The organism is Arthrobacter sp. StoSoilB22 (assembly GCF_019977315.1).
Lineage (GTDB): Bacteria > Actinomycetota > Actinomycetes > Actinomycetales > Micrococcaceae > Arthrobacter.
Map to the genome: position 1 here is coordinate 1,398,646 of NZ_AP024652.1, position 22,086 is coordinate 1,420,731.

At 63.9% G+C, this 22,086-nt stretch carries 16 protein-coding genes; 3 read left to right on the top strand and 13 right to left on the bottom strand.

Annotated elements, in window-relative coordinates:
* Window positions 1-28 precede the first annotated feature (28 nt).
* The gene (nirD, locus tag LDN70_RS06735; protein ID WP_166841400.1) at window positions 29-391 is read left to right on the top strand and encodes a nitrite reductase small subunit NirD; all 363 of its coding nucleotides are present in this window, start codon (window positions 29-31) and stop codon (window positions 389-391) included.
* Between the two features lie 5 nt (window positions 392-396).
* On the opposite strand, the gene LDN70_RS06740 is transcribed toward nirD, so the two are convergent.
* The 5 genes from LDN70_RS06740 to LDN70_RS06755 form a co-directional block, all read right to left on the bottom strand.
* Entirely contained in the window at window positions 397-2,142 is a 1,746-nt protein-coding gene (locus tag LDN70_RS06740; protein ID WP_223942116.1) for a phospho-sugar mutase, read from the bottom strand.
* Between the two features lie 102 nt (window positions 2,143-2,244).
* Window positions 2,245-3,864 (bottom strand): glycoside hydrolase family 32 protein, encoded by a 1,620-nt coding sequence (locus LDN70_RS06745; RefSeq protein ID WP_223942117.1) that lies wholly within the window; start codon window positions 3,862-3,864, stop codon window positions 2,245-2,247.
* A gap of 93 nt (window positions 3,865-3,957) precedes the next feature.
* Complete coding sequence (locus LDN70_RS06750) at window positions 3,958-5,556, bottom strand: glycoside hydrolase family 68 protein (RefSeq protein ID WP_142939800.1); 1,599 nt, start codon at window positions 5,554-5,556, stop codon at window positions 3,958-3,960.
* Window positions 5,557-5,632: 76 nt separating this feature from the next.
* Window positions 5,633-5,764, bottom strand: a complete 132-nt coding sequence (locus LDN70_RS21125) for a hypothetical protein (RefSeq protein WP_274595841.1) — start codon at window positions 5,762-5,764, stop codon at window positions 5,633-5,635.
* A 253-nt stretch (window positions 5,765-6,017) separates the two neighbouring features.
* Window positions 6,018-6,818, bottom strand: a complete 801-nt coding sequence (locus LDN70_RS06755) for a purine-nucleoside phosphorylase (RefSeq protein ID WP_187697247.1) — start codon at window positions 6,816-6,818, stop codon at window positions 6,018-6,020.
* 122 nt (window positions 6,819-6,940) lie between these two features.
* Here LDN70_RS06755 and LDN70_RS06760 point away from each other — a divergent pair, with 122 nt between their 5' ends.
* The gene (locus LDN70_RS06760; protein ID WP_142939798.1) at window positions 6,941-8,350 is read left to right on the top strand and encodes an NAD(P)H-quinone dehydrogenase; all 1,410 of its coding nucleotides are present in this window, start codon (window positions 6,941-6,943) and stop codon (window positions 8,348-8,350) included.
* 134 nt (window positions 8,351-8,484) lie between these two features.
* On the opposite strand, the gene LDN70_RS06765 is transcribed toward LDN70_RS06760, so the two are convergent.
* Genes LDN70_RS06765 through LDN70_RS06775 form a run of 3 tightly spaced genes read right to left on the bottom strand, consistent with a single transcriptional unit; the run spans window position 8,485 to window position 13,655 of the window.
* Window positions 8,485-10,047, bottom strand: coding sequence for an FAD-dependent oxidoreductase (locus tag LDN70_RS06765; RefSeq protein ID WP_223942118.1), 1,563 nt, complete (start codon window positions 10,045-10,047; stop codon window positions 8,485-8,487).
* Entirely contained in the window at window positions 10,044-12,242 is a 2,199-nt protein-coding gene (locus LDN70_RS06770; protein WP_223942119.1) for a molybdopterin oxidoreductase family protein, read from the bottom strand. The genes LDN70_RS06765 and LDN70_RS06770 overlap by 4 nt, the downstream gene beginning before the upstream one ends.
* Entirely contained in the window at window positions 12,243-13,655 is a 1,413-nt protein-coding gene (locus tag LDN70_RS06775) for an MFS transporter (RefSeq protein WP_223942120.1), read from the bottom strand.
* A 293-nt stretch (window positions 13,656-13,948) separates the two neighbouring features.
* Here LDN70_RS06775 and LDN70_RS06780 point away from each other — a divergent pair, with 293 nt between their 5' ends.
* Complete coding sequence (locus tag LDN70_RS06780; protein WP_223942121.1) at window positions 13,949-15,358, top strand: MFS transporter; 1,410 nt, start codon at window positions 13,949-13,951, stop codon at window positions 15,356-15,358.
* 69 nt (window positions 15,359-15,427) lie between these two features.
* Here the strand turns inward: LDN70_RS06780 and LDN70_RS06785 are convergent, their stop codons facing one another.
* The 5 genes from LDN70_RS06785 to LDN70_RS06805 form a co-directional block, all read right to left on the bottom strand.
* Window positions 15,428-17,299 carry an acetyl/propionyl/methylcrotonyl-CoA carboxylase subunit alpha gene (locus LDN70_RS06785; protein ID WP_223942122.1) on the bottom strand — a complete coding sequence of 624 codons (1,872 nt, stop codon included), beginning with the start codon at window positions 17,297-17,299 and terminating at the stop codon, window positions 15,428-15,430.
* 60 nt (window positions 17,300-17,359) lie between these two features.
* Window positions 17,360-18,043 (bottom strand): Maf family protein, encoded by a 684-nt coding sequence (locus tag LDN70_RS06790; protein WP_223942123.1) that lies wholly within the window; start codon window positions 18,041-18,043, stop codon window positions 17,360-17,362.
* Window positions 18,044-18,162: 119 nt separating this feature from the next.
* On the bottom strand, window positions 18,163-20,688 hold the full coding sequence (locus tag LDN70_RS06795; RefSeq protein ID WP_223942124.1) for an MMPL family transporter: 2,526 nt from the start codon (window positions 20,686-20,688) through the stop codon (window positions 18,163-18,165).
* 1 nt (window position 20,689) lies between these two features.
* Window positions 20,690-21,415 (bottom strand): TetR/AcrR family transcriptional regulator, encoded by a 726-nt coding sequence (locus LDN70_RS06800; protein ID WP_223942125.1) that lies wholly within the window; start codon window positions 21,413-21,415, stop codon window positions 20,690-20,692.
* Window positions 21,416-21,550: 135 nt separating this feature from the next.
* Window positions 21,551-22,009: a YbjQ family protein gene (locus tag LDN70_RS06805; RefSeq protein ID WP_142939790.1), complete on the bottom strand. Its 459-nt coding sequence runs from the start codon at window positions 22,007-22,009 to the stop codon at window positions 21,551-21,553.
* Between the last annotated feature and the right edge of the window lie 77 nt (window positions 22,010-22,086).

Sequence of the window (22,086 nt, forward strand, 5' to 3'; positions counted from 1 at the left end):
GCACCCGGACACTGTGAGAGGGGCTGAAATGACCGTAATTCTGGACCGTGCCGAGGACCTGACCACCACCGCCGCCTGGCACCGTATTTGCGCGGTGGACGAACTCGAACTGGCTTGGGGCGAAGCCGCGCTGATCGCCGGACGTCAGGTTGCCTTATTCCGCACAGCACCCACCGAAGTCTTCGCCGTAGCGCAGCAGGATCCGGCGACGCTCGCCAACGTTATGGCCCGCGGAATCATCGGATCCCGCGGAACCCGGCCCACCATCGCATCGCCGCTGCACAAAGAGGTCTACGACCTCGAAACCGGCGAATGCTTCACCAACCCCGAACTCAAGCTCGACGCGTTCGCCACCCGTTTGGTGGATGGTTTTATTGAGGTTGAACTCTAGGAGTTTTACAAACCCAATGCTTCGCTGACGTCCCTGAGAACATCATCCAGGGACGTTCGCGCTGCTTGGCGCGCGGCGGCAAGTTCCGCCGCGGACTCCACAGCCTGGATGACTTCCAGGTAACACTTGAGCTTGGGCTCCGTGCCGCTGGGACGAATAATGACGCGGCTCTGGTCCCTTGTGAGGTACAGCAGCCCGTCCGTGGGAGGCAGGGCTTCGCTTCCTTCGGCAAGATCGGTGAAAACCTCGACGGCGGAGCCCCCGAACGCTTCGGGCGGGTTGACCCGCAGACGGTTCATCATGGCATCGAGCAGACCCAGGTCAGCCACTCGTATGCTCAGTTGGTCGCTCGCATGCAGTCCGTGGACCAAGTAGAGGTCGTCCAGCGTGTCGAAGATCGTTTTGCCCTCGGCCTTAGCTGCTGCTGCCAGTTCCGCAATCAACACCGCCGCCGAGATGCCGTCCTTGTCGCGCACCAAATCCGGCGCCACGCAGTATCCCAGGGCTTCCTCGTACCCGTAGCTGAGTCCGGGAACCCTTGAAATCCACTTGAAGCCGGTGAGCGTCTCCTCATGGGCATATCCTGCTGCGGCCGCGATGCGGGAGAGTAGCCGGGAGGACACGATCGAGTTAGCGAACACGCCCGTCTGCGGCTCATCGCCGGCAGCGGCAGCCATGCGCGCCACCACGTGCGCGCCCAGCAGCGCTCCCACTTCGTCGCCGCGGAGCATCCGCCAGGCTCCCGTGGAGGGATCCAGCGCAGCAACAGCGGCCCGATCGGCGTCGGGGTCGTTGGCCAAAACAATATCTGCACCTGATTCTGCAGCCGCGGCGAGGGCCAGGTCCAGGGCGCCGGGCTCCTCCGGATTGGGGAACGCGACGGTGGGGAAGTCCGGGTCCGGCTCAGCTTGCTCGGCCACCAGCGTGACGTGGGTGAACCCCGCGGCGTGGAGGACGGAAACAGCCGTTTCACCGCCAACACCGTGCATGGGTGTGAGGACGATTTTGAGGTCCCGGGCCGGGAAATGGTCCCGATCCACCAAAGCGGCCACGGCGTCTTCGTACTCGGCGACGATGGACGTGGGCAGCACGGTCCAGCCGTCTTCTGCCAGCGTGATCGAATCCAATGCACCTACAGCCTCGATCTTGGCTGCGATCTCCGCGTCGTATGGCGCCACGATCTGCGAACCGCGTCCGCTTTCGGTCACGGCGTGCCGTCCGAGGTAGACCTTGTAACCGTTGTCTTGCGGCGGGTTGTGACTGGCGGTGACCATCACGCCGCCGTCGCACTTCAGTGACCGGACCGCGTAGGCGAGCAACGGCGTCGGAAGTGCTGCCGGCATGAGGAAGGTCTCGATGCCGGCTGCTGTAAAGATTGCCGCGGTTTCCTGGGCGAAGATGTCCGAGTTGTAGCGGGCATCGAAGCCGACGACGGCGCGAGGCCGGGTGCCTGGCGCCGCTGCGGCTATGGTCTCGGTGAGGAAAGCGGCGAGGCCTGCCGCTGCCCGGCGAACGACGACGCGGTTCATCCGGTTGGGGCCGGGACCGAGCGCTGCCCGAAGGCCGGCAGTGCCGAACTGCAGGGTGCCGTTGAAGCTGTCGCCCAGTTCCTGCGCTGCTCCCGCATCACCGCTCTCGGCGAGCTCGGCCAGCTCGACGAGAGCAGCCGCCGTCGCCGGGTCCGGGTCTTGGGAAGCCCATTGGCGGGCGTCGGTGATCAGCTGTTCGAATGCGGCATCGCTGGATGTCATAGGGTCAAAACTATCCTCAATGAGACCTTAGCGGGCAACGAGGTGCAGGATCCCGCCCCAATGAGTGGTCGTAAAGGGTGAGATCCCGCCCCTCAGAGGAGTTCAAAGAGATCGGGAAGTAATGGTGAAGTCCGTGTCGCCGCCCGTGCTGAACACCGAGGAGGCCGCACTATCCCAGTCCGGGAAGAACGTGTCAGAAAGAGCCACGTCGCCACCCTCGGCGAAGACTTCCACGGAGGATGAGTCCAGGAGGATGGTGAGATGGACCTTGGTGCCGGGGGAGGGCAGCGCCACTTCATGAAACGGGCTGAACTTAGGGGAGAAGTTAGTGGTCCCGGCCTGTGAACGGTCCACCCTCACAGTCCCACTCTCCTTGTTATAGGAGACGCGCAGCCCGGACTCGGAGCCTGGTGAGTGCCGGAGGAGAACGCCTGCCTCGCGCGCCGACGTCAGGTCCATGTCCAGCTCGATCAACTGGGTGCGCCGGTGGAAGTCCTGGCCGAGGTCCTTGATTGCGGAGCCGACGGTGAGGTTTTTGCTCTTCACTTCACCGGCGCGTTCCATCGTTCCCCGGGCCACTCCGGCTATGGAGGATCGCAACTCAAACCTCTTCCCGCCCCGAACCAGGGTGAGTTCACGGGGAATCGCCATGGAACCGCGCCACGGTGTGGTGGGCACGTCCTGGGCATAGTCCCAGTTGCCCATCCACCCCACGAGTACGGGTTTGTCCCCGGGTGCCCCGGAAATGGAGTTTGCGGCATAGTAGTCGGCGCCGTGGTCCAGCCACTGGGATTCGTCGAGCGGCGCGTCGGGAGCGGCCGCATCCTCGGCGGTAAAGCGTGTCCCATCGAATTCGCCCACGAAGTACTGCATGCCCGAGCCGCCTGCAATGCCGCCGGGGTTGATGCTCAGCAGCATGACCCACTTCTTGGCAGTGGAGTCCTCCACATCCATCTGCAGGAGTTCGGGTACTTCCCAGAGCCCTCCCTGTGCGCCGACGCCGGAGAAATCGCTCAGGTACTCCCAGCGGAGGAGGTTGGTGGACTTGAACAATTTCACTACCTGGGCGTCGGCCACCACGGTGGTCATCACCCAGTAGCGGCCTGGCTCGTACCAAGTGATTTTGGGGTCACGGAAGTTGTTGTTGGTGGGTGTCAGGTTCAGGACCGGGTTTCCCTGGTACTTCTGCCAGGTCATGCCGTTGTCCACGCTGAACGCCACCGACTGGGCCTGCGCGCCTTGGGGCAGCACGCCGTTCTTGCCGTAGGCGCTGGTGTAGAGGGCCACCATGGGTGGATTCTCCGCCGACCCGAGTCCCGAGGCGTTGTTCTTGTCCATCACGATGCAGCCGGAGAAGATCTCTTCCTCCGGGCTTGCCTCCATGGCTACGGGTTGCTGCTCCCAATGGACCAGATCAGTGCTGGTGGAGTGGCCCCAGGACATATTGCCCCACGAGTTTCCGCGGGGGTTGTACTGGTAAAACGCGTGATAGGTACCGTCGTGATAAACGAGGCCGTTGGGGTCGTTGAGCCAGTTCTTTTCAGCCGTCAGGTGGGCCACGGGCCGCCACGGATCCGACGCGGACGGGCGGGGCCCGCCCGGGGCGGGGACCGGCGTCGGGCCTTCAGCCTGTGTGCAGGACGCTGCGGAGAAGGCGACCACGACGGCGGCACTTGCGGCCAGCATTTGGCGACGCGAAAGGTGGGGGCTGGGAAAAGTCATGGGGGAGATCCTGGGGGTTTGGGGGTGGCAGGGGTGCCGGTCCCCGCGGGACCAGTCACCCCTGCCGTGGCCTGAGGGCCGAGGTGTTACTGCTTACTTGTAGAGGCCTTCGCCGCCAACACGGACGTTGGTGGGAAGGTAGCCGAACGGCCCAAGACCGTTCTTGCCGAAGCTGCGATCAACCTGGGTCACGCCGGCCTTGAAATTCATCTTCACGGTGGGTGACAGGGAGCCGCCGCGGACGCCGTCCACATTGTCAATGAACGACTGGACGAGCCCGCCGGGCTGGACGTAGTGCGAGTAGGCCTGGAACTGACGGCCGTTCTGGCGAGGGTCCGGACCCTCCGGTGCGTTGGCCGGCATGTTCAGGTCCGTGGGGGAGCCCAGGGCCAGGCCGCTGTTGTTGACCGGCTGGTAGTCGGAGCGGATACCGTTGCCGACAAAGCCGTAGACGCCGTCCGGTCCGCGCATTCCATCTGCGTACGTGAACTGGTGGCTGATGGTGAACAGATAGTACTTGTTCTTGCCGTTCTCGTTCTGGATGAAGATCTGCGGACGCTCAGTCTGATCGTTCACGCAGTTGGCGGAAAGGATGGGAGGCAGGAAGCTCCACTTGGTGAGGTCCTTGTTGTCCGCAACGGCGAGTCCCACGTTGGCAGTCTGGTACCAGGCCCCGGTGCTGTTGACCTGGGCCACGGTCTCGGCGTTGGGATCGCCCGGTTGGTAGCCAAGGTCTTCCTGCTTGCACTTGTAGGAGCCGCGGGTGCCGCCGGTGTTGCCTTCGAAGACCATGAAAGTCTTGCCCGGGTGGGCGGGGTCCGCGAAGGTGTACGGGTCACGGAATGCGAAGCCGGGGTTCTGGGCTTTGTTCTGGTACAGCTTTCCGTCCGGTTCCAGCAGCTTGGTGTGCTGGAAGCCGTCGAAGCTCACGCCGTCCTTGGTGGCATGGATGGTACCCAGTGCCTTGGCGATCGCGGCGTCCGGAGCGATACCGCCACCGCCGGCGTTCCGTTCGGCGACGTCGTAGAACGTGGTGGCCGTGTAGAAGACGTTGATTTTGTTGCCCTGCATGAGGCGCGTGGAACCGGACCACTCCGTATTCCCGATGGACGTGTTGTCCAGGAACAGGTGTCCGCCGTAGTTCCATTTATCCTTGGCAGGATCGGCGTTGGTCTTGCGGAAGAAGTAGCCGATCCTGGCGTTCCAGTGGCGCTGGTCGAAGCCGTAGCCGGCGTTCCGGTCAGCAACCAGGGAGAAGATGACGTCCCAGCCCTTGTAGCTGATCTGGTTGGCGTTCTCGTCCGTCAGGGACCACGTGTCCCAAACCCACACGTCCTCGTTCATGGCCGGGAAGTCCTTGGGGATTTCCGGCATGGTGACGTTGGGGCTCATGGAGTTCTGCCCGGGGGCAACGTTGGGGTTGCTCTGGGCCATGATCTGCTTGGCGTCGGCTCGCGTCCACTTGGACGTGAAATCTGCCGCTGGATCATATGCCTGCTGTGTATGGGTGGTCGGCAGTGGGAAGCCGGGCGTTGGCGCCGGCATGGTGCTCGAGGGCGGATCCGCCGGGAGGTTGGCCTGCGCGGCTGGCGCTACCAACAGGATGCTGCCGGCCACACCGGCCGCTGCTGCGACGGCTACTGCCTGCCGTAACCGGCGGCGCGGCCGTGGAGGGGTTGAGTGCGTGTTCATGCTTACTCTTCTCGCGGAGTGTTGGACTTCGTGGAGTGGGGCGCATGCCCTGACCCCCGGTTGGGGGTTTCTGTACTCAGGCGTCCGTCGATCCGCTGGAGGCGTCACCGAGGGACGCCATCGTTTCGAGGAGCGGCGGAGCCATGGAGATGTCCGCCGCGGTGGTTCCGGCACGTCGACTTACCGGAACACTCTCCACGCTAGACACGTGTTAGGTCCGAAATCAAAGGGCGTTTCGCCCGACCTTGCAGTTACCGGCAGGTATGTGCGCAAGCGCTTACATTGCCAACATGCGCGCGTGGCACAATAGCCGGGCGGGAATCAAATGTTTCGTCACACATCAGATTTATTCTGTGAATTTACTGTGCGTTTACCTTCCCGCCGAGGTGGCCGGGACCTGCCATGGCAAACAAAAAAGCGGGGCCGCCATGAAGTGGCGGCCCCGCGATCCGGCTGGACTGCTAGAGCTTGGCGATGATCTCCGCCAGCAGTTTGGATATGCGCTTGCCCGCTGCCTGGCCGGCTTCCAGGACTTCCGCGTGGCTCAAAGGAACAGGGCTGATGCCGGCTGCCAGGTTGGTGACCAGGGAGATACCGAAAACTTCCATGCCCGCGTGCCGGCCGGCAATGGCTTCCAAAGCGGTGGACATGCCCACCAGGTCTGCGCCGATCCGCTTGGCGTACTGGACCTCCGCCGGCGTCTCGTAGTGGGGGCCTGTGAACTGCGCGTACACGCCTTCCTGGAGGGAGGGGTCAACCTCGCGGGCGAGGTCACGGATCCGTGAGGAGTAGAGGTCCGTGAGGTCAACGAACGTTGCGCCTTCAAGCGGGGAAGTGGCGGTGAGGTTGATGTGGTCGCTGATCAGTACCGGCGTACCCGGGGTCCAGTCCTCATTGAGCCCGCCGCAACCGTTGGTCAGCACCAGAGTTTTGCAGCCGGCAGCTGCGGCTGTGCGAACGCCGTGCACCACCGATCGTACGCCGCGGCCTTCGTAATAGTGCGTTCGTGCCCCCAGAACGAGGGCGCGTTTGCCTTCCTTGGTGAGGACGGAGCGGATGGTGCCAACATGGCCCACCACTGCTGGCTTGTGGAAACCGGGAACCTCGGATGCGTTCAGGGTGGCCGTGGTTTCGCCGATCAGATCGGCGGCTTCCGCCCACCCGGATCCGAGCACCAGTGCTACGTCATGGGATTCGACGCCGGTCTCCGCGGCGATGAAGTCCGCGGCTGCCTTCGCGGCCTCAAAAGGGTCAGTGTTCATCAGCTCAGTGTTACTCACTGGTACAAGCTACCCTGTGGCCGCAGGTCTTTGGTAGGGATACCAGAGCGGGTGAGGGTGTGCTGAGTGGCAGCCGACGTCGCGATGAGCGAGAATTGAGGATTGTGACCACCCAAGTTGACTTCAGTGCCCCCCGTATCGCGATCCTGGGAGGTGGTCCCGGCGGATATGAAGCTGCCATGGTGGCTGCCTCGCTCGGCGCCCACGTCACCATCGTAGAGCGGGCGGGCCTCGGCGGCTCAGCCGTGCTGACCGACGTCGTGCCTTCCAAGACCCTGATTGCCACCGCCGACCTCATGACCCGCGTCGGTGAGGCGGATGAGCTGGGAGTGAAGTTCGACGGCGACGGCACGGCTTCGAAGCCCCGCGCCGACCTCAAGCACATCAACGATCGCGTCCTGAACCTTGCCCATGGGCAGTCCGAGGACATTCGTGCCGGCCTCGAGCGCCTGGGCGTGGAGATTGTCATCGGTTCGGGCAAACTTCTGGACAACAACACCATCGAGGTCCTCACCATTGATGGCACCCGCACTATTGATGCCGACGCTATCCTGCTGGCCGTTGGCGCCCACCCCCGTGAACTGCCCACGGCCAAGCCCGACGGCGAACGCATCCTGAACTGGGCCCAGATCTACAACCTGGACGAGCTCCCCGAAGAATTGATTGTTGTGGGTTCGGGCGTCACTGGTGCCGAATTCGCCTCCGCCTACAACGGTTTGGGTTCCAAGGTGACGCTGATTTCCAGCCGTGACCAGGTTCTCCCCGGCGAGGACACGGACGCCGCGAAGCTGCTGGAAGGCGTCTTCGAGCGTCGCGGCGTGCGGGTGCTGTCCAAGTCCCGCGCCAACGCAGTGGAGCGGACGGACGACGGCGTTAAGGTCACCTTGGGTGACGGATCGATCGTGACAGGTACGCACTGCCTGGTGTGTGTTGGTTCCATCCCCAACACTGCCGGCATCGGCCTTGAAGAAGCAGGCGTGACCCTCACGGAGTCCGGGCACATCAAGGTGGACGGCGTTTCCCGCACCACCGCCCCCAACATTTACGCTGCCGGCGACTGCACTGGTGTCTTCGCCCTGGCATCCGTTGCAGCCATGCAGGGCCGCATCGCGATTGCACACTTCATGGGTGATGGCGTGAAGCCGCTGAAGCTCAACCAGGTGGCCTCCAACATCTTCACGTCCCCCGAAATCGCCTCCGTGGGCGTCTCCGAAGCCGACCTCGCATCCGGCAAGTACCAGGGCGACGTGGTGATGTTGTCCCTGCTCAGCAACGCCCGCGCCAAGATGCGCAACACCAAGGATGGCTTCGTCAAGATCATTGCCCGCAAGGGATCCGGCACCGTGATCGGTGGCGTGGTGGTGGGTCCGAACGCATCCGAACTCATCTTCCCGATCTCCGTGGCCGTGACGCAGAAACTCCACGTGGACGATGTGGCCAGTGCATTCACTGTCTACCCGTCGCTGACCGGCTCCATTTCCGAGGCCGCCCGGCGCCTTCACGTACACATGTAGCTCCGCCGCTTGCGCCCGTTGGCCTGCCCAGGTGCGGGTGGACGCGAGCGCGCCGGAAAGCTGCGAGACCGCGGTTCCGGACCGGCGATTTCGCAGCTTTTCAGGGTGCTGGCGGCTGTTCGGCGTATAAGGAGTTATGCGGCAGCCGCTTGGAAGTGTTTTTCGATGATCCCCTTGATGTCCTCGTGGCACCCTCCGCAGCCTGTTCCTGCGCGGGTTGCCTTCGATACCTCGGCCACGGAAGAGCAGCCCTCCACCACGGAGTCCTCGATGCTGGCCGCGCTCACTCCGGCACAACGGCAGACGGTCCGCTGGGGATCGTTGCTGGTGGCCCCGGAATCCAGCTGGTCTGGTCCGTCGAGCCTGAGCAGCAAGGACCGGTCAGCGGGCAGCTCCGAGGAGCGCTCGAACAGAACCACCAGCTCAGCGGCTGTCCGGGGCATGCCCACGGCAACCAGGCCTTCAAGCACTCCGCCGCGTGTGGTCATCTTGACGTAGCGGCCGTGTTCCGGATCAGCCCATTGGGAAATCTGCCTGCGGGCGCGCCCGGACGCGGCCCCGGCTTCCAGCAACTCCTCGTCCCAGGGATCGGCCTGGTTGTCTCCTGCCACTGCCAGGTTGACGCCGCGGGCCTTGAGGACAATGACGCCGGGCTTCTCCTTCGGTAGTGCTTCCAAAGCATCTGCGGCAATCTGGCCATCACGGGCCAGGACCACGAGGTACTCGGCCAACCATTCGGCCTGCCGCCAGCCCGGACCGACGAGGCCCGAGGGGCCGGAAGCAGTCCGGCAATCAACGCACGCGGCGTCAGGGCAGCGAACTTCGGCGCAGTCGCCGATCGCGAACATGTGGGGCTCGTGATAAGTCCGGAGATGATGGTCCACAAGGATACCGGCGCCGGTAGGGAGGCCACAGCCCTCCGCCAACTCGATACGGGGGCGCACACCACAGGACAACACCAGTAGGTCGCCGTCGATCGCCGAGCCGTCGTCGAGGAGCAATGCGGAGAAGCTGCCTCCGGGGCCGGCTGTCTCCACGCCTGTTGACCGTGCGTTGCCTGCCATCCGGACTCCACTGGCCCGCAAGCTGTTGGTAAGCACTGATCCGCTGCCGCGATCGATGCTCCTGCCCAGTGGGAAAGGACCGTTGTGAACCACCGTGGTCCGGGCGCCTTCTTCCGAGGCGGCCAAGGCAGTTTCCAAGCCGAGCACGCCACCACCCAGGACCACCACGCGTTTTCCACCGGTAACCGCAGCGCGAAGCACGGCAGCATCGCGCAGATCACGCAGGGTAGTCACCCCCGCCGGGAGCACAGGCCCGGAGGGATCCGGGTTGAGGCCGGTCAGGTTGGGAATCACGGGACGGGATCCGGTTGCGAACACCAGCCGGTCGTAGTGTTCAGTGCTGCCATCGGACAGCGCTACGTGCTGGCGGGCACGGTCGATTCTTTTGACTGTGACGCCCAACCGCACCTCTACGCCGTCGGACTCCAAGTCGGATGCATCAGCCATGGCCAAAGCCTGGGCGCTGGTGCGGCCGACTCCCAGTTCGGCGATCATCACGCGGTTATACGCGGCCTCGGTTTCCTGGCCCACTACCAGCAACTGCACCAGCCCGGTGCGGACGGCGGGGAGCAGTTCGTCCACGAGCCGGGCAGCGACAGGCCCGAATCCAACAACAACAATGCGCTCGCTCATGATGCCTCCTTGACGTGCAGTGGCAGCCGCGTGTCCTCCGGGACGGTGTAGGAGGGCGGGTCCTGGGTGGAAACTGCGCGCCGGACCCATACCCGGCTGGTCTTGAACTCCGGCATGCCGGAGATGGGATCTGTGGCCGCCTCCGTGAGGCGGTTGGCGTTTTCCTGGCCGGGGAAGTGGAACGGCAGGAAGACGGTGTCCGGGCGGACCGAGTTGCTGAGCTCGGCACGGCAAAGCACTTCGCCGCGCTCGTTGGTGACGGTGGCGTAGTCGCCGTCGGCAATGCCGCGCGAAGCCGCCGTACCCGGGTGAATAAGGAGCCTGGCTTGCGGCTGCGATGCCAGGAGTTCGCTCACCCGGCGCGTCTGGGCGCCGGATTGGTAGTGCTCCAACAGCCGGCCGGTTGCCAAGGCCAGCGAATCGTCGGCAAAGGAACGGACAGCCCGCTTGGACGGGGTCACCGGGACCATGACGGCCCTGCGGTCAGCGTGGGCGAAGCCGTCAGAGAAGAGCCGTGGTGTTCCGGTGCTGCCCACGGGATACGGCCAGTAGGCTGCCTCGCCGCGGTCCAGCATGGCGTAATCAATGCCCGAGTAATCAGCCAGGCCTCCAGCGGATGCCAGGCGGAGCTCTTCGAAAACGGTCTCGGGGTCGTCGCTGAATGTCGAGGGCGCTTCAAGGAGCTCAGCCAGCCTGGCCATGAGCCACAACTCGCTGCGAACACCCGGGGGAGGCGTCAGTGCGCGGCGGCGACGGATCACGCGGCCCTCCAAGTTGGTCAGCGTTCCTTCTTCCTCGGCCCACTGAGTGACCGGCAGGACCAGGTCAGCTTCGGCGGCGGTCTCTGACATGAAGAAGTCGCACACCACCAGGAAGTCCAGGCTGCGCAATCCCTTGATCACTGCGTTGGTATCAGGAGCCGAGACCACCACATTGGCGCCGTGGACGAAAAGGCAACGGACGCCGTCGGGCTTTCCCAGGGACTTGAGAAGTTCGACGGCGGGCAGGCCTGGTCCGGGGATCAGCGACTCGTCCACGCCCCACACTCCAGCGACGTGGGCCCGGGCGGCAGGATCGGTGATCTTGCGGTAACCGGGAAGCTGGTCGGCCTTCTGGCCGTGTTCGCGGCCGCCCTGGCCGTTGCCCTGGCCGGTGAGGGTGCCGTAGCCGCTGCGGGCCGAGCCGGGCAGTCCGAGCAGGAGGCTGAGGTTGATCGCGGCGGTGGCGGTGTCGGTGCCGTCAACGTGCTGCTCCACGCCGCGGCCGCTAAGGATGTAGCTGCCGCCGGCACGGGCGCCTTGGGCGAGCCGGCGTGCGGTTTCGCGGATGAGGGTGGCCGGTACACCGGTGATGGACTGGACGCGCTCCGGCCAGAAAGCGTTGAGGCTGCGCACCACGGCTGCGTAACCGCTGGTGTTCTTCTCGATGTACGAGGCGTCGGTGAGTCCCTCGTGCACCACCACGTGGCTGATGCCCAAAAGGAGTGCCAAATCGGTGCCGGGCGTCGGCTGCAAGTGGAGGCCGCCGCCGTCGGACGTAAACGCAGCAGTAGCCGAGCGTCGGGGGTCCACCACAATCAGTCCGCCGGCATCCCGTGCGCCTTGCAGATGCTGGACGAACGGAGGCATGGTCTCGGCAACGTTGGAGCCGAGCATGAGGATTACGGAGGCGGTGTCGAGATCGGTGACGGGGAAAGGGAGTCCGCGGTCCACGCCAAAGGCCCGGTTTCCGGCAGCTGCTGCGGATGACATGCAGAACCGGCCGTTGTAATCGATGCGGGAGGTGCGGAGGGCCAGCCGGGCGAACTTGCCCAGCATGTACGCCTTCTCGTTGGTGAGGCCGCCGCCGCCGAAGACTCCCACGGCGTCGTTCCCGTGCTGCTGCTGGGTGTCCTTGACGGCGGCCGTGATGAGCATGAGCGCCTGGTCCCAGGAGATGGGCTGGTGTACGCCGTCCGAGCCCTTGAGCATCGGCTCCGTGACGCGCCCGTTGTGATTCAACAACGACGCCGATGTCCAGCCTTTGCGGCACAGCCCGCCCCGGTTGGTGGGGAAGTCGCGTCCCGAAACTTCCAGGGGCACGGCGGGTGCTGCGCCCGGCGCGGGGACTGCCCCCGCCGCGGGTGCGGCGGGGGTCAGCCTCATGGCGCACTGGAGCGCGCAGTAGGGGCAGTGGGTATCGGCGCCGTTGGGCATCTAGATGTGTCCGATCGTGTTGCGCTTCTGGGCAGGGCGGATGTAGCAGACCCAGCAGACGGTGAGCATCAGGACGTAGGCTCCAACGAATCCATAAAACGCCGGGGTGTACGAGCCGCTGGCCGAGTTGGAGGCGTTGAGTACCTGCGGGATGACGAAGCCACCGTAGGCGCCGATCGCGGAGATCAGGCCCAGCGAGGAAGACGCCAGGCGTGCCGTGGTGGCGCTCGGGGCTCCTGCTCGGGCTGCGCGGCTGGACGTCGCGAAGATGACCGGGATCATGCGGTACGTTGCGCCATTACCGAAGCCGCTGGCCAGGAAGAGCAGCAGGAACAAGGTGAGGAAGAGCCAGAAGTTCTTCAGGGGCAGCGTCCAGATCATGGTCAGTGTGATGACGGCCATGGAAGCGAACGAGGCGATGGTCATCCGCGCGCCACCCATGCGGTCGGCCATGCGTCCGCCATAAGGGCGGGCCAGGGAACCAACCAGCGGGCCGAGGAAGGCCAGCGATAGCGCCACAGCGCCAACATGAATGGAGGAGAAGTCCGGGAAGTAGTCCTTGATCAGCTTGGGGAAGACGCCGGCAAAGCCGATGAACGAACCGAACGTTCCAATGTAGAGGAAGGCCATGATCCACAGGTGCGGTTCCTTCAGGGCGGCCAGGGAACCGGCCACGTCACCCTTGGCGCTGGTGAGGTTGTTCATGTACTTGTAGGCGCCAAAGGCGGCGATGATGATCAGCGGGATCCAGATGATGCCAGCCATGGGCAAGTTGACGGTTCCGGCAGCAAGAAGGGTGATGGCGATGGGCACAACAAGCTGCGCGACGGCGGCACCGAGGTTTCCGCCTGCTGCGTTCAGGCCCAGCGCCCAGCCCTTTTCGCGGGCGGGGTAGAAGAAGGTGATGTTGGCCATCGAGCTGGCGAAGTTGCCGCCACCGAAGCCGGCAAGTGCAGCCATGAGGAGCATGATGCCGAACGGTGTCTCCGGATTGGAGACGCAGATGGCCAGTCCTGTTGTGGGGATCAGCAGGAGCAGCGCCGAGACGATGGTCCAGTTCCTGCCACCGAACTTGGGGACCATGAAGGTGTAGGGAATCCGGAGCGTGGCGCCTACCAGGCTGGGAATGGAGATGAGCCAGAAGATCTGGTTGGTGTCGAACTGAAATCCGGCCGCGGGCAGCTGGACCACCACAATGGACCACAACTGCCAGACGACGAAGCCGAGGAATTCGGCGAAGATGGACCAATTGAGATTGCGCTTGGCGATGGACCGGCCTTCGGACTCCCATTGGCCCTTGTCTTCGGCATCCCAGTTGGCGATCCAGCGGCCGGGGCGGTGTTCAAGGGTGGAAGTGGCGGTGGCAGTGGACTGGGCGGGAGCCAGTGCATCTGCGGTGCGGTCAACTGTCACGGAAATGCCTCCTTGGTGGGGACGTTGTTCTTCCAAGGTAGGTTTGGCGCATTTCGTGGACGGTCGCCGTTTGTAAACGCCCTGTGACATTTCCCTATCGGCGGGGTCACCGGCGCGTGAGGCGATGGTGAGGTAGTGTGGCGCGGACCACAAGGTGAGATTTTCTTGTCTGTCCGCATGTTGGACTTGGTTGTCCAGTCAATGGACAGTGGGAACTATTATTGAACTCTCGAATAATCCGTCGCCGGCAGGCTCCTGGGGGACCGGCCGGCGCAAAAGAAAGCTGCAAATACATGTCTTCCACCGCACCATCCAAGGAAGGTGAGTCCACTAAGCCAGTGAACTCACGGGGCAAGGTGATCTTCGCGAGCCTGATCGGCACGACGATCGAGTTCTACGATTTCTACGCCTACGCCACCGCGTCAGTGCTCGTCTTCCCCAAGCTCTTTTTCCCCGACGCCACTGACATCAATGCACTGCTCAGTGCGTTCGCCATCTTCGGTGTCGCCTTCTTCGCACGGCCCATCGGGGCCGTGGTCTTCGGCCACTTTGGTGACAAGATCGGCCGCAAGGGCACCCTGGTGGCCTCGTTGCTGACCATGGGTATTGCAACCTTCCTTATCGGTCTCCTGCCCACGGCCTCCATGCCGGGGTGGGCCATCCTGGCCCCGATCATGCTGGTGATCCTCCGCTTCTTCCAAGGCCTCGCTTTGGGCGGAGAATGGTCAGGCGCAGCGTTGCTGGCCACCGAGAACGCCCCCGAAGGCAAGCGCGCCATCTACGGAACGTTCCCGCAGCTGGGTGCTCCCATCGGCTTCATCATTGCCAACGTCATCTTCATCTGGATGAACGTCTCCCTAAGTGCCGAAGAGTTCCTGGCCTGGGGCTGGAGGGTTCCGTTCATCCTCAGCGCCGTGCTGGTGATCGTGGGCCTTTACGTTCGTTTGAAGCTGGTGGAGAGCGCATCCTTCACCAAGGTCATCGAGCAGGAAAAGGTCCAGAAGCTGCCCCTCGCGGCTACACTCAAGAGCCACTGGCGCCCCGTGGTGGCCGGTACCTTCATCATGTTTGCCACCTACGTGCTCTTCTACATCATGACCACGTTCACCCTGTCTTACGGCACCAAGCCCACCCTTGCCGGCGCCCAGGCGGCGGCCGAGAAGGCCGGTACGCCCATGACGCCGGAGCAAGTGGCGGCGTTTGTTCCCGGCCTGGGAATCACCCGGTCCGACTTCCTCTGGATGCTGATCATCGGCGTCGTCTTCTTTGGCATCTTCACCGTGGTCTCCGGACCGCTCGCTGAGAAGTGGGGCCGCCGCAAGTTCCTGTTGGGAGTCACTGCGGGCATCTTCGTGTTCGGTGCGCTCTGGTTCACCATGTTCGGTCCCGGCCAGGCAGCGGCGATGGTTGGTCTTATCGTGGGCTTCACACTCATGGGCCTCACCTTCGGACCCATGGCAGCGATCCTTCCGGAACTGTTCCCGGCCAACGTCCGCTACACCGGGTCGGCGGTTGCTTACAACCTGTCCTCGATGATCGGCGCAGCACCTGCTTCGTTCGTGGCCATTGCGCTCTGGTCTGCAGCCAACGGCAGCACCTGGCTGGTGGGCGCCTACATGGCCGCCGCCGCCGTGGTGACGTTCATCGCCCTCTGGCTGACACGCGAGACCAAGGACATGGACTACGAAAACAACGTCGCCTAGGTAGCTCAAGTACGACGCCGGCCCCGCACCAAACGGTGCGGGGCCGGCGTCGTTAAGAGGTTCTTTGCGTTAGTCCTCGATGGTGGCGATGACCGCGCCGGCGGCAACGGTCTCACCAGCGGTGGCGGAGAGGCCACGTACTGTACCGGCCTTGTGGGCTGTGAGCGGCTGCTCCATTTTCATGGCTTCAAGGACCACGATCAGGTCGCCCTCGGCCACAACGTCACCGTCTGAGGCTGCCACCTTCACGATGGTGCCCTGCATGGGGGAGGTCAGTGCGTTGCCGCCGGCAGCTGCAGCCGTGGCGCCAGCCGAACGGGAGCGCTTCTTGGACTTGCCGGACTTGGTGCCCGAACCGCTGGAAACTGCGGCGATGCTGCCACCCAGGCCGGACGGCAGGACCACCTCAAGGCGCTTGCCGCCAACCTCCACCACCACGCGCTGGCGCTCACCGGCGTCGGGCGTCTCTGCGCCTGCAACGTTGGCTGACCATGCCGGGATGCTGTTGACGAACTCCGTCTCGATCCAGCGTGTGTGGACGGTGAACGGGCCTTCCGTCGGGGCGAAAGCGGGGTCGGTCACCACGGCGAGGTCGAAGGGGATGACGGTGGGGATGCCATCAACCACCATCTCTTCCAAGGCGCGGCGTGAACGCTGAAGCGCTTGCTCGCGGGTTGCTCCGGTGATGATCAGCTTGGAGAGCATGGAGTCAAAGTTGCCGCTGATGACGTCGCCCTGCTCCACGCCGGAGTCGATCCGGACGCCGGGTCCCGTGGGGTTCTTCAGCGTGGTGATGGTACCGGGGGCGGGCATGAAGTTGCGGCCCGGGTCCTCGCCGGTGATGCGGAACTCGAAGGAGTGGCCGCGGACCTCGGGGTCGTCATAGCCAAGTGCTTCGCCGCGTGCAATGCGGAACTGCTCGCGGACGAGGTCGATGCCCGTGACTTCCTCGGACACGCAGTGCTCCACCTGGAGGCGGGTGTTGACCTCGAGGAAGGAAATGGTGCCGTCCTGGCCCACCAGGAACTCACAGGTGCCGGCACCGAGGTAGTTGGCTTCCTTCAGGATGGCCTTGGAGGACTCGTAGAGACGCTTGTTCTGCTCTTCGCTGAGGTACGGAGCGGGGGCTTCCTCAACAAGCTTCTGGTTGCGGCGCTGCAGCGAGCAGTCGCGGGTGGAAACAACTACCACGTTGCCGAAAGCATCGGCCAGGCACTGTGTTTCCACGTGGCGCGGGGCGTCAAGGAACCGCTCGATGAAGCATTCGCCGCGGCCGAAAGCTGCGACGGCTTCGCGGACTGCGGATTCGTACAGCTCAGGGATTTCGTCCATGGTGCGGGCCACTTTGATGCCGCGTCCGCCGCCGCCGAAGGCAGCCTTGATAGCGACAGGAAGCCCGAATTCCTCGGCAAACTTCAGGATCTCGTCCGCGTTCTGGACCGGGTCAGCCGTACCCGGAACCAGGGGAGCGCCCACTTTCTCGGCGATGTGACGGGCCTGCACCTTGTCACCCAAAGCGGAGATGGCTTCCGGAGAGGGGCCGATCCAGGTGATGCCGGCGTCAATGACCTTGGCCGCGAACTCGGCGTTCTCGGCAAGGAACCCGTAGCCGGGGTGGATGCCGTCGGCGCCTGACTGCTTGGCGACGTCGATGATCTTGTCCATCACCAAGTACGACTCGGCCGCCGTGTTGCCGCCCAGCGCATAGGCTTCGTCGGCAAGGCGGACGTGGAGGGCATCACGGTCAGGGTCTGCGTAAACGGCTACGGAGGCAATACCTTCGTCCCGGGCGGCTCGGATGATTCGGACCGCGATTTCGCCGCGGTTGGCAATCAAGACCTTGGTAAGAGGGCTGGAAATGGGCTGCGCCGGGTTAGCTGACAAGTTGTTGACTCCTTCTGTCCTTGAGGAGCCTAGCGCGATTGTGAGGGTTCCGCCCATATTGATGGGGGATTCCGTGTGTGAGGCGATGTTCCTTTGTAGGGTTGCTACAAATCGCTTCTATTGCTGGTTCGTGTCCCACAGCTCCGTGATGCCCACGTTTGCGTGGACCAGCAGGTCCCTGAGAGTAGAGATGGAAAGCCCGACGACGGCGTGCGGGTCGCCGTCCACCTTGCGGATGAAGGCCCCGCCCAGGCCGTCGATAGTGAAGGAGCCGGCGCAGTGAAGGGGTTCGCCAGTGGCGATGTAGGCGTCGATGTCGCTGGTGCTCATTTGGGCGAAGTGGACCTCGGCGCTGGATACAGCACCAACAGTGGCTCCGGTGCCTTCCGCAGTTCCGGCGTCTGAACCCTCTGCTACCTCGTCGTCGTCCGCATCAGCGGCGGTGTCCCGGCAGTCAACCAACCAGTGTCCCGTGTGAAGCACCCCCTGCGAGCCGCTCATACGAAGCATTCGCTCCCGCGCCACCTCCGCCGTGTAGGGCTTGCCATGGGACTCGCCGTCGAACTCGAAGACGGAGTCGCAACCGATCACCAGCGCGCCCTCAGCTTCAGGGAGGGAAGCGACAGCCTCTGCCTTGGCGCGGGCCAGGAGCAGGGCGGTGTCGTGGGCATCGGTCACGCCGTATTTCGCCTGGACCGCGTCCTCGTCCACGTCCGAGACCAGGACGTCGTGCCGGATCCCGGCCTCGGTGAGCAGCTTGGTGCGGGCAGGGGACTGGGAGGCGAGAATCAATCGGGTCACGGTCCCCAGCCTAATACCAACCGTCTCTCACATCCCGCGCACTTAAACCGATCGCTCTCTCACTTGCCTCAAGCAAGTGAGAGAGCGATCGTGATTGTTGGTTGTTATGTGAGTGAGCGTTAGTGGACCAGTTCCTCGGAGCCGGCCTTTGAACGGTCGCTCCGCTCCAGCTTGGCGCCTTCAACATCCACGTCAGGGAGGATGCGCTCCAACCACTTGGGCAGCCACCAGGCCTTCTCGCCCAAGAGGTACATGACGGCGGGGACGATGGTCATGCGCACTACGAAGGCATCGATCAGCACACCGAATGCCATGGCGAAGCCAAGCGGCCGGACCATGGTGAGGTGGCTGAAGATGAAGCCGGAGAATACGCTAACCATGATGATCGCGGCCGCGGTGACCACAGCTGCGGCGTGACTGAACCCGGAGCGGACGGCATGCTTGGCAGATTCGCCGTGCATGAACGATTCCCGCATCCCGGAGGTGATGAACACCTGGTAGTCCATGGCGAGTCCGAACAGCACGCCGATCAGGATAATGGGCAGGAAGCTCAAGACAGCGCCGGGATTGGCGACGTCAAAGATACCTCCCAGCCAGCCCCACTGGTAGACGGCAACCACGGCACCAAACGCTGCGGCAAGCGAGAGCAGGAATCCACCGGTAGCCAGCAACGGCACCACGATCGAGCGGAAGACCAACAGCAACAGCAGCAGCGAGAGTCCCACCACAATCGCCAAGTAGGGCGGCAAAGCGGCGCCCAGCTTGTTGGAAACATCGATGTTGCCTGCCGTCTGACCGGTCAGGCCGATCTGCACATCAAGGTCTTCGCTGATCGCGGTTCCCTTGGCACGGAGATCGGACACCACCTGCACGGTGCCGGCGCTGGCCGGGCCTTCTTTGGGAATGACCTGGAAGACGGTGGTGCGGCGGTCCTCGCTCAGCGCCACCGGCACGGCTGCGACTACATTCTCAACACTACGAAGCTGGTCCGCTACGTCGAACTGCTTGTTTTTGGCGTCATTCTCGCTGAGGCCCTCAGGGAATTCGCCTACCACGATGATCGGTCCCGTCACACCTTCGCCGAAGCTGCTGCGCGTGAGGTCGTAGGCCTTGAAGGCTTGCGAATCCACCGGCTCCGAGCCGCCGTCGGGAAGTGCCAGCCGCAACTGTGAAGCCGGGAGAGCCAAAGCGCCCAGTAGGGCGATGCTTGCCACTAGTGCAACCCACGGATGACGGGTGACCATACCGCCCCAGCCGCCGCTGCTGCGCTTCTCCTCGCGTTCGCGATCGGCAGCTTCGTGCCCGGGTTCGGCGTTGTGCTTGGCGGCCTTGGCCCAAGCGCGCTTGGAGATGAGCCTGGGGCCGATCAGCGCCAGGACCGCGGGCGTCAGGGTCAAGGCGACGACGACGGCGACACCCACTGTCGCTGCGGCTGCAACACCCATGACGGCTAGGAACGGCAGACCCGGAACTACGAGGGCAGCCAGGGCGATGATGACTGTCAGACCGGCAAACAGCACGGCGTTGCCCGAGGTGCCGGTGGCCAGTGCTGCGGATTCTTCGGCGTCCATGCCGGCCAGAAGCTGTGTCCGGTGGCGGTTGACGATGAACAGGGAGTAATCAATACCCACCGCAAGTCCGAGCATCAGGGCCAGCATGGGCGAGATGGAGCTCATGTCGATCACGCTGGTCAGGGCGAACGTACCGCCAACACCCACAGCAACACCGATGAGGGCCATTACCAGCGGCAGTCCGGCAGCGATCAAGGTGCCGAGCATGAGTATCAGGACCAGAGCTGCGACTGCGACGCCCACAATTTCAGCGATGCCGAAGATCTCGGAGACGTCCTCGGTGATTTCCTTACTGGCGTAGGCAGTGACGCCGGCCGAGGAGACTCCGTGGACGATCTCCTGGACTTCCTCGCGGACAGCCGGGTCAACGGCATTGATCGAGGTCTTGAACTGGACTTGCGCTACTGCGGCTTTGTTGTCGCTGGAAACAAAGCGGAGCCCCTGGGATGCTTCGAGCTGTCGCTTGCCGAGCGCCAGCGTGGCGGCGCCGTCGGCAGCCTCCTTCGCTCCGGCGTCGAGCCTTTCCTTGGTGGCAGCAAGTTCAGCGCGCTGCGGCGCCAGTTGGGCTTCAATCTGGGCGGGGGTGAGGCCTGATGCAGCGAGCTGCTGTTCAACGCCGGTGAGTTGCGCCTCGCCCGCTTCCAACTGTGCACGGGCGGCGTCCAGCTGGGCCTTGCCTTCTGCGGCTTTGGCCTCGCCGGCGGCGATCTCGCCGGCGGACTTGTCCAGTTGCTCCTGGGTGGTGAACGGGTTGACCGTCCCCTGCACGTCAGGCATGGCTTCCAGTTTGGTGAGCGCGGCTGCAACCGCGTCCTTCTTGGCTTGGTCGAAACCGGCATCTCCGGCGTCGAACACCACGCTGGCCGAGCCGCCCGATGATTCAGGCAGGGCTTCCTTGAGCTTGTCCGCCATCTGCTGGGTTTCGGTGCCCGGGATGGTGAAGTTGTTGGACATGGTGCCGTGGAATGCTGCGGCCGAGCCGCCTACAGCTACCATGACGGCCAGCCAAATGGAGATGACGAGCCAGCGGCGGCGATACGAAAACTTGCCGAGGCGGTAGAGGAACGAGGCCATGTCAGAACCGATCTTTGGTGGTTGGAACGGAAGGGGGAGCCGTAGTGACGGTGGAGAAAGCGTTCGACGGCGGCGCGAAGCCGGCACCGAGAAGACCCATCGCATCGATGAGGTGCTGGCGAAGGACCGCCAGGGATTCCTGTGAGAGGTCGGGTCCGCGTTCGATGAACCAGACGGTCATGGCTGCTTTGCCGCAGGAGATGACGGATCCCGCCAGGGCGTGAAGGTAGAGTTCACTGATCCCGGCGCCGAGCCTGCCGCGGGCGGCGTCAATGATCTGCGCTGTGCAGTGCTCCCAGGCTTCAAGCTCGGAGCGTGCAAGCTGTCGGTTGTCCTGGGTCAGACTGAACAGTTCAGCCATGGGCGCCACGGACATTGGATCGGCCAGCGCCATGAGGGCTGCCTGGGCCGATTCGAGGATCGACTCCTCTGCAGGGCGCAGCCGGAACTGCTCCAGTGCGTGGTCCATGAAGCCATCGGCTACGGAGGCCAGTGCTGCTTCGAGGCTGGGGAAGTAGTTGAAGAAAGTTCGCCGCGAGACACCTGCGCTGGCGGCGATGTCTTCCACGGTGAAGTTGCCTGGCCCGTTGCTGCGCAAAAGGTCCAGGGCTGCGGACGCAATGGAGCTGCGGGTGGCCGCCTTGTTGAGTTCGCGCCGTGAGGGCGTCGATTGCTCAGCAGTGTTGGGCGACTCCGCAATCGCTTCCTGGCTTTTGGTTTGGGTCACATACTTACACTAAGTGCAAGTTTGCACTCTGCGCAATTTGAGCCGGATATGGGCAAAGAAAAGTCCCGCCCCGGTTCGTCGCCCTCGCCTGCGGAGGGCGGGGTGGCGAACCAGAGCGGGACGTGGAATCTCAGATTAGAACTGGTGAGGCTGGGCCGGGGGAGTGGGTGGGGTGAACTGCTGTGGCTGTCCGGGCTGCTGCGGCTGGGCCGGCTGCTGAGCGGCCGTCTTGGTTAGGTAGACCGACTGTCCCGTCGCTCCAGGCTCGCCCTCACCCAGCGGCAGGACATAGACGGCAGTGCCGTAGGCGCACACTTCGGTCCAGTTGGTGCCCATTTCCGAGGTGTCGAACCGCATGGCCACAATGGCGTTCGCTCCACGCTGCTGCGCTTCATTGACCATGCGTGCCATGACTTCCTGACGGCTTTCGTACAGTGCCTTGGTCATTTCGGGCAGCTCTCCGCCGCCCAGGGAGCGAAAGCCGGCCAGCATCTGGGAGCCGATATCGCGCGAACGGACAGTGAGGCCCATGACTTCGCCGAAGACGGCGTCGATCCGGTGACCCGGGATTTCGTTGGAGGTGACGATCAACATGGTCAGAGCCTATCCAGACTTGGCCCCTTAATCAGGGAAATCCCCCGGGGAGAACTCCCCGGGGGATTCGCGTCGGT

What these genes read in the sequence shown, in the direction of transcription:
- LDN70_RS06755 (WP_187697247.1), bottom strand. Translation starts at nt 6,818, where the DNA reads ATGAACACTGACCCTTTTGAGGCCGCGAAGGCAGCCGCGGACTTCATC.
- LDN70_RS06765 (WP_223942118.1), bottom strand. Translation starts at nt 10,047, where the DNA reads ATGAGCGAGCGCATTGTTGTTGTTGGATTCGGGCCTGTCGCTGCCCGG.
- LDN70_RS06745 (WP_223942117.1), bottom strand. Translation starts at nt 3,864, where the DNA reads ATGACTTTTCCCAGCCCCCACCTTTCGCGTCGCCAAATGCTGGCCGCA.
- LDN70_RS06740 (WP_223942116.1), bottom strand. Translation starts at nt 2,142, where the DNA reads ATGACATCCAGCGATGCCGCATTCGAACAGCTGATCACCGACGCCCGC.
- LDN70_RS06780 (WP_223942121.1), top strand. Translation starts at nt 13,949, where the DNA reads ATGTCTTCCACCGCACCATCCAAGGAAGGTGAGTCCACTAAGCCAGTG.
- LDN70_RS06795 (WP_223942124.1), bottom strand. Translation starts at nt 20,688, where the DNA reads ATGGCCTCGTTCCTCTACCGCCTCGGCAAGTTTTCGTATCGCCGCCGC.
- LDN70_RS06785 (WP_223942122.1), bottom strand. Translation starts at nt 17,299, where the DNA reads ATGGGCGGAACCCTCACAATCGCGCTAGGCTCCTCAAGGACAGAAGGA.
- LDN70_RS06750 (WP_142939800.1), bottom strand. Translation starts at nt 5,556, where the DNA reads ATGAACACGCACTCAACCCCTCCACGGCCGCGCCGCCGGTTACGGCAG.
- nirD (WP_166841400.1), top strand. Translation starts at nt 29, where the DNA reads ATGACCGTAATTCTGGACCGTGCCGAGGACCTGACCACCACCGCCGCC.
- LDN70_RS06805 (WP_142939790.1), bottom strand. Translation starts at nt 22,009, where the DNA reads ATGTTGATCGTCACCTCCAACGAAATCCCGGGTCACCGGATCGACGCC.
- LDN70_RS06770 (WP_223942119.1), bottom strand. Translation starts at nt 12,242, where the DNA reads ATGCCCAACGGCGCCGATACCCACTGCCCCTACTGCGCGCTCCAGTGC.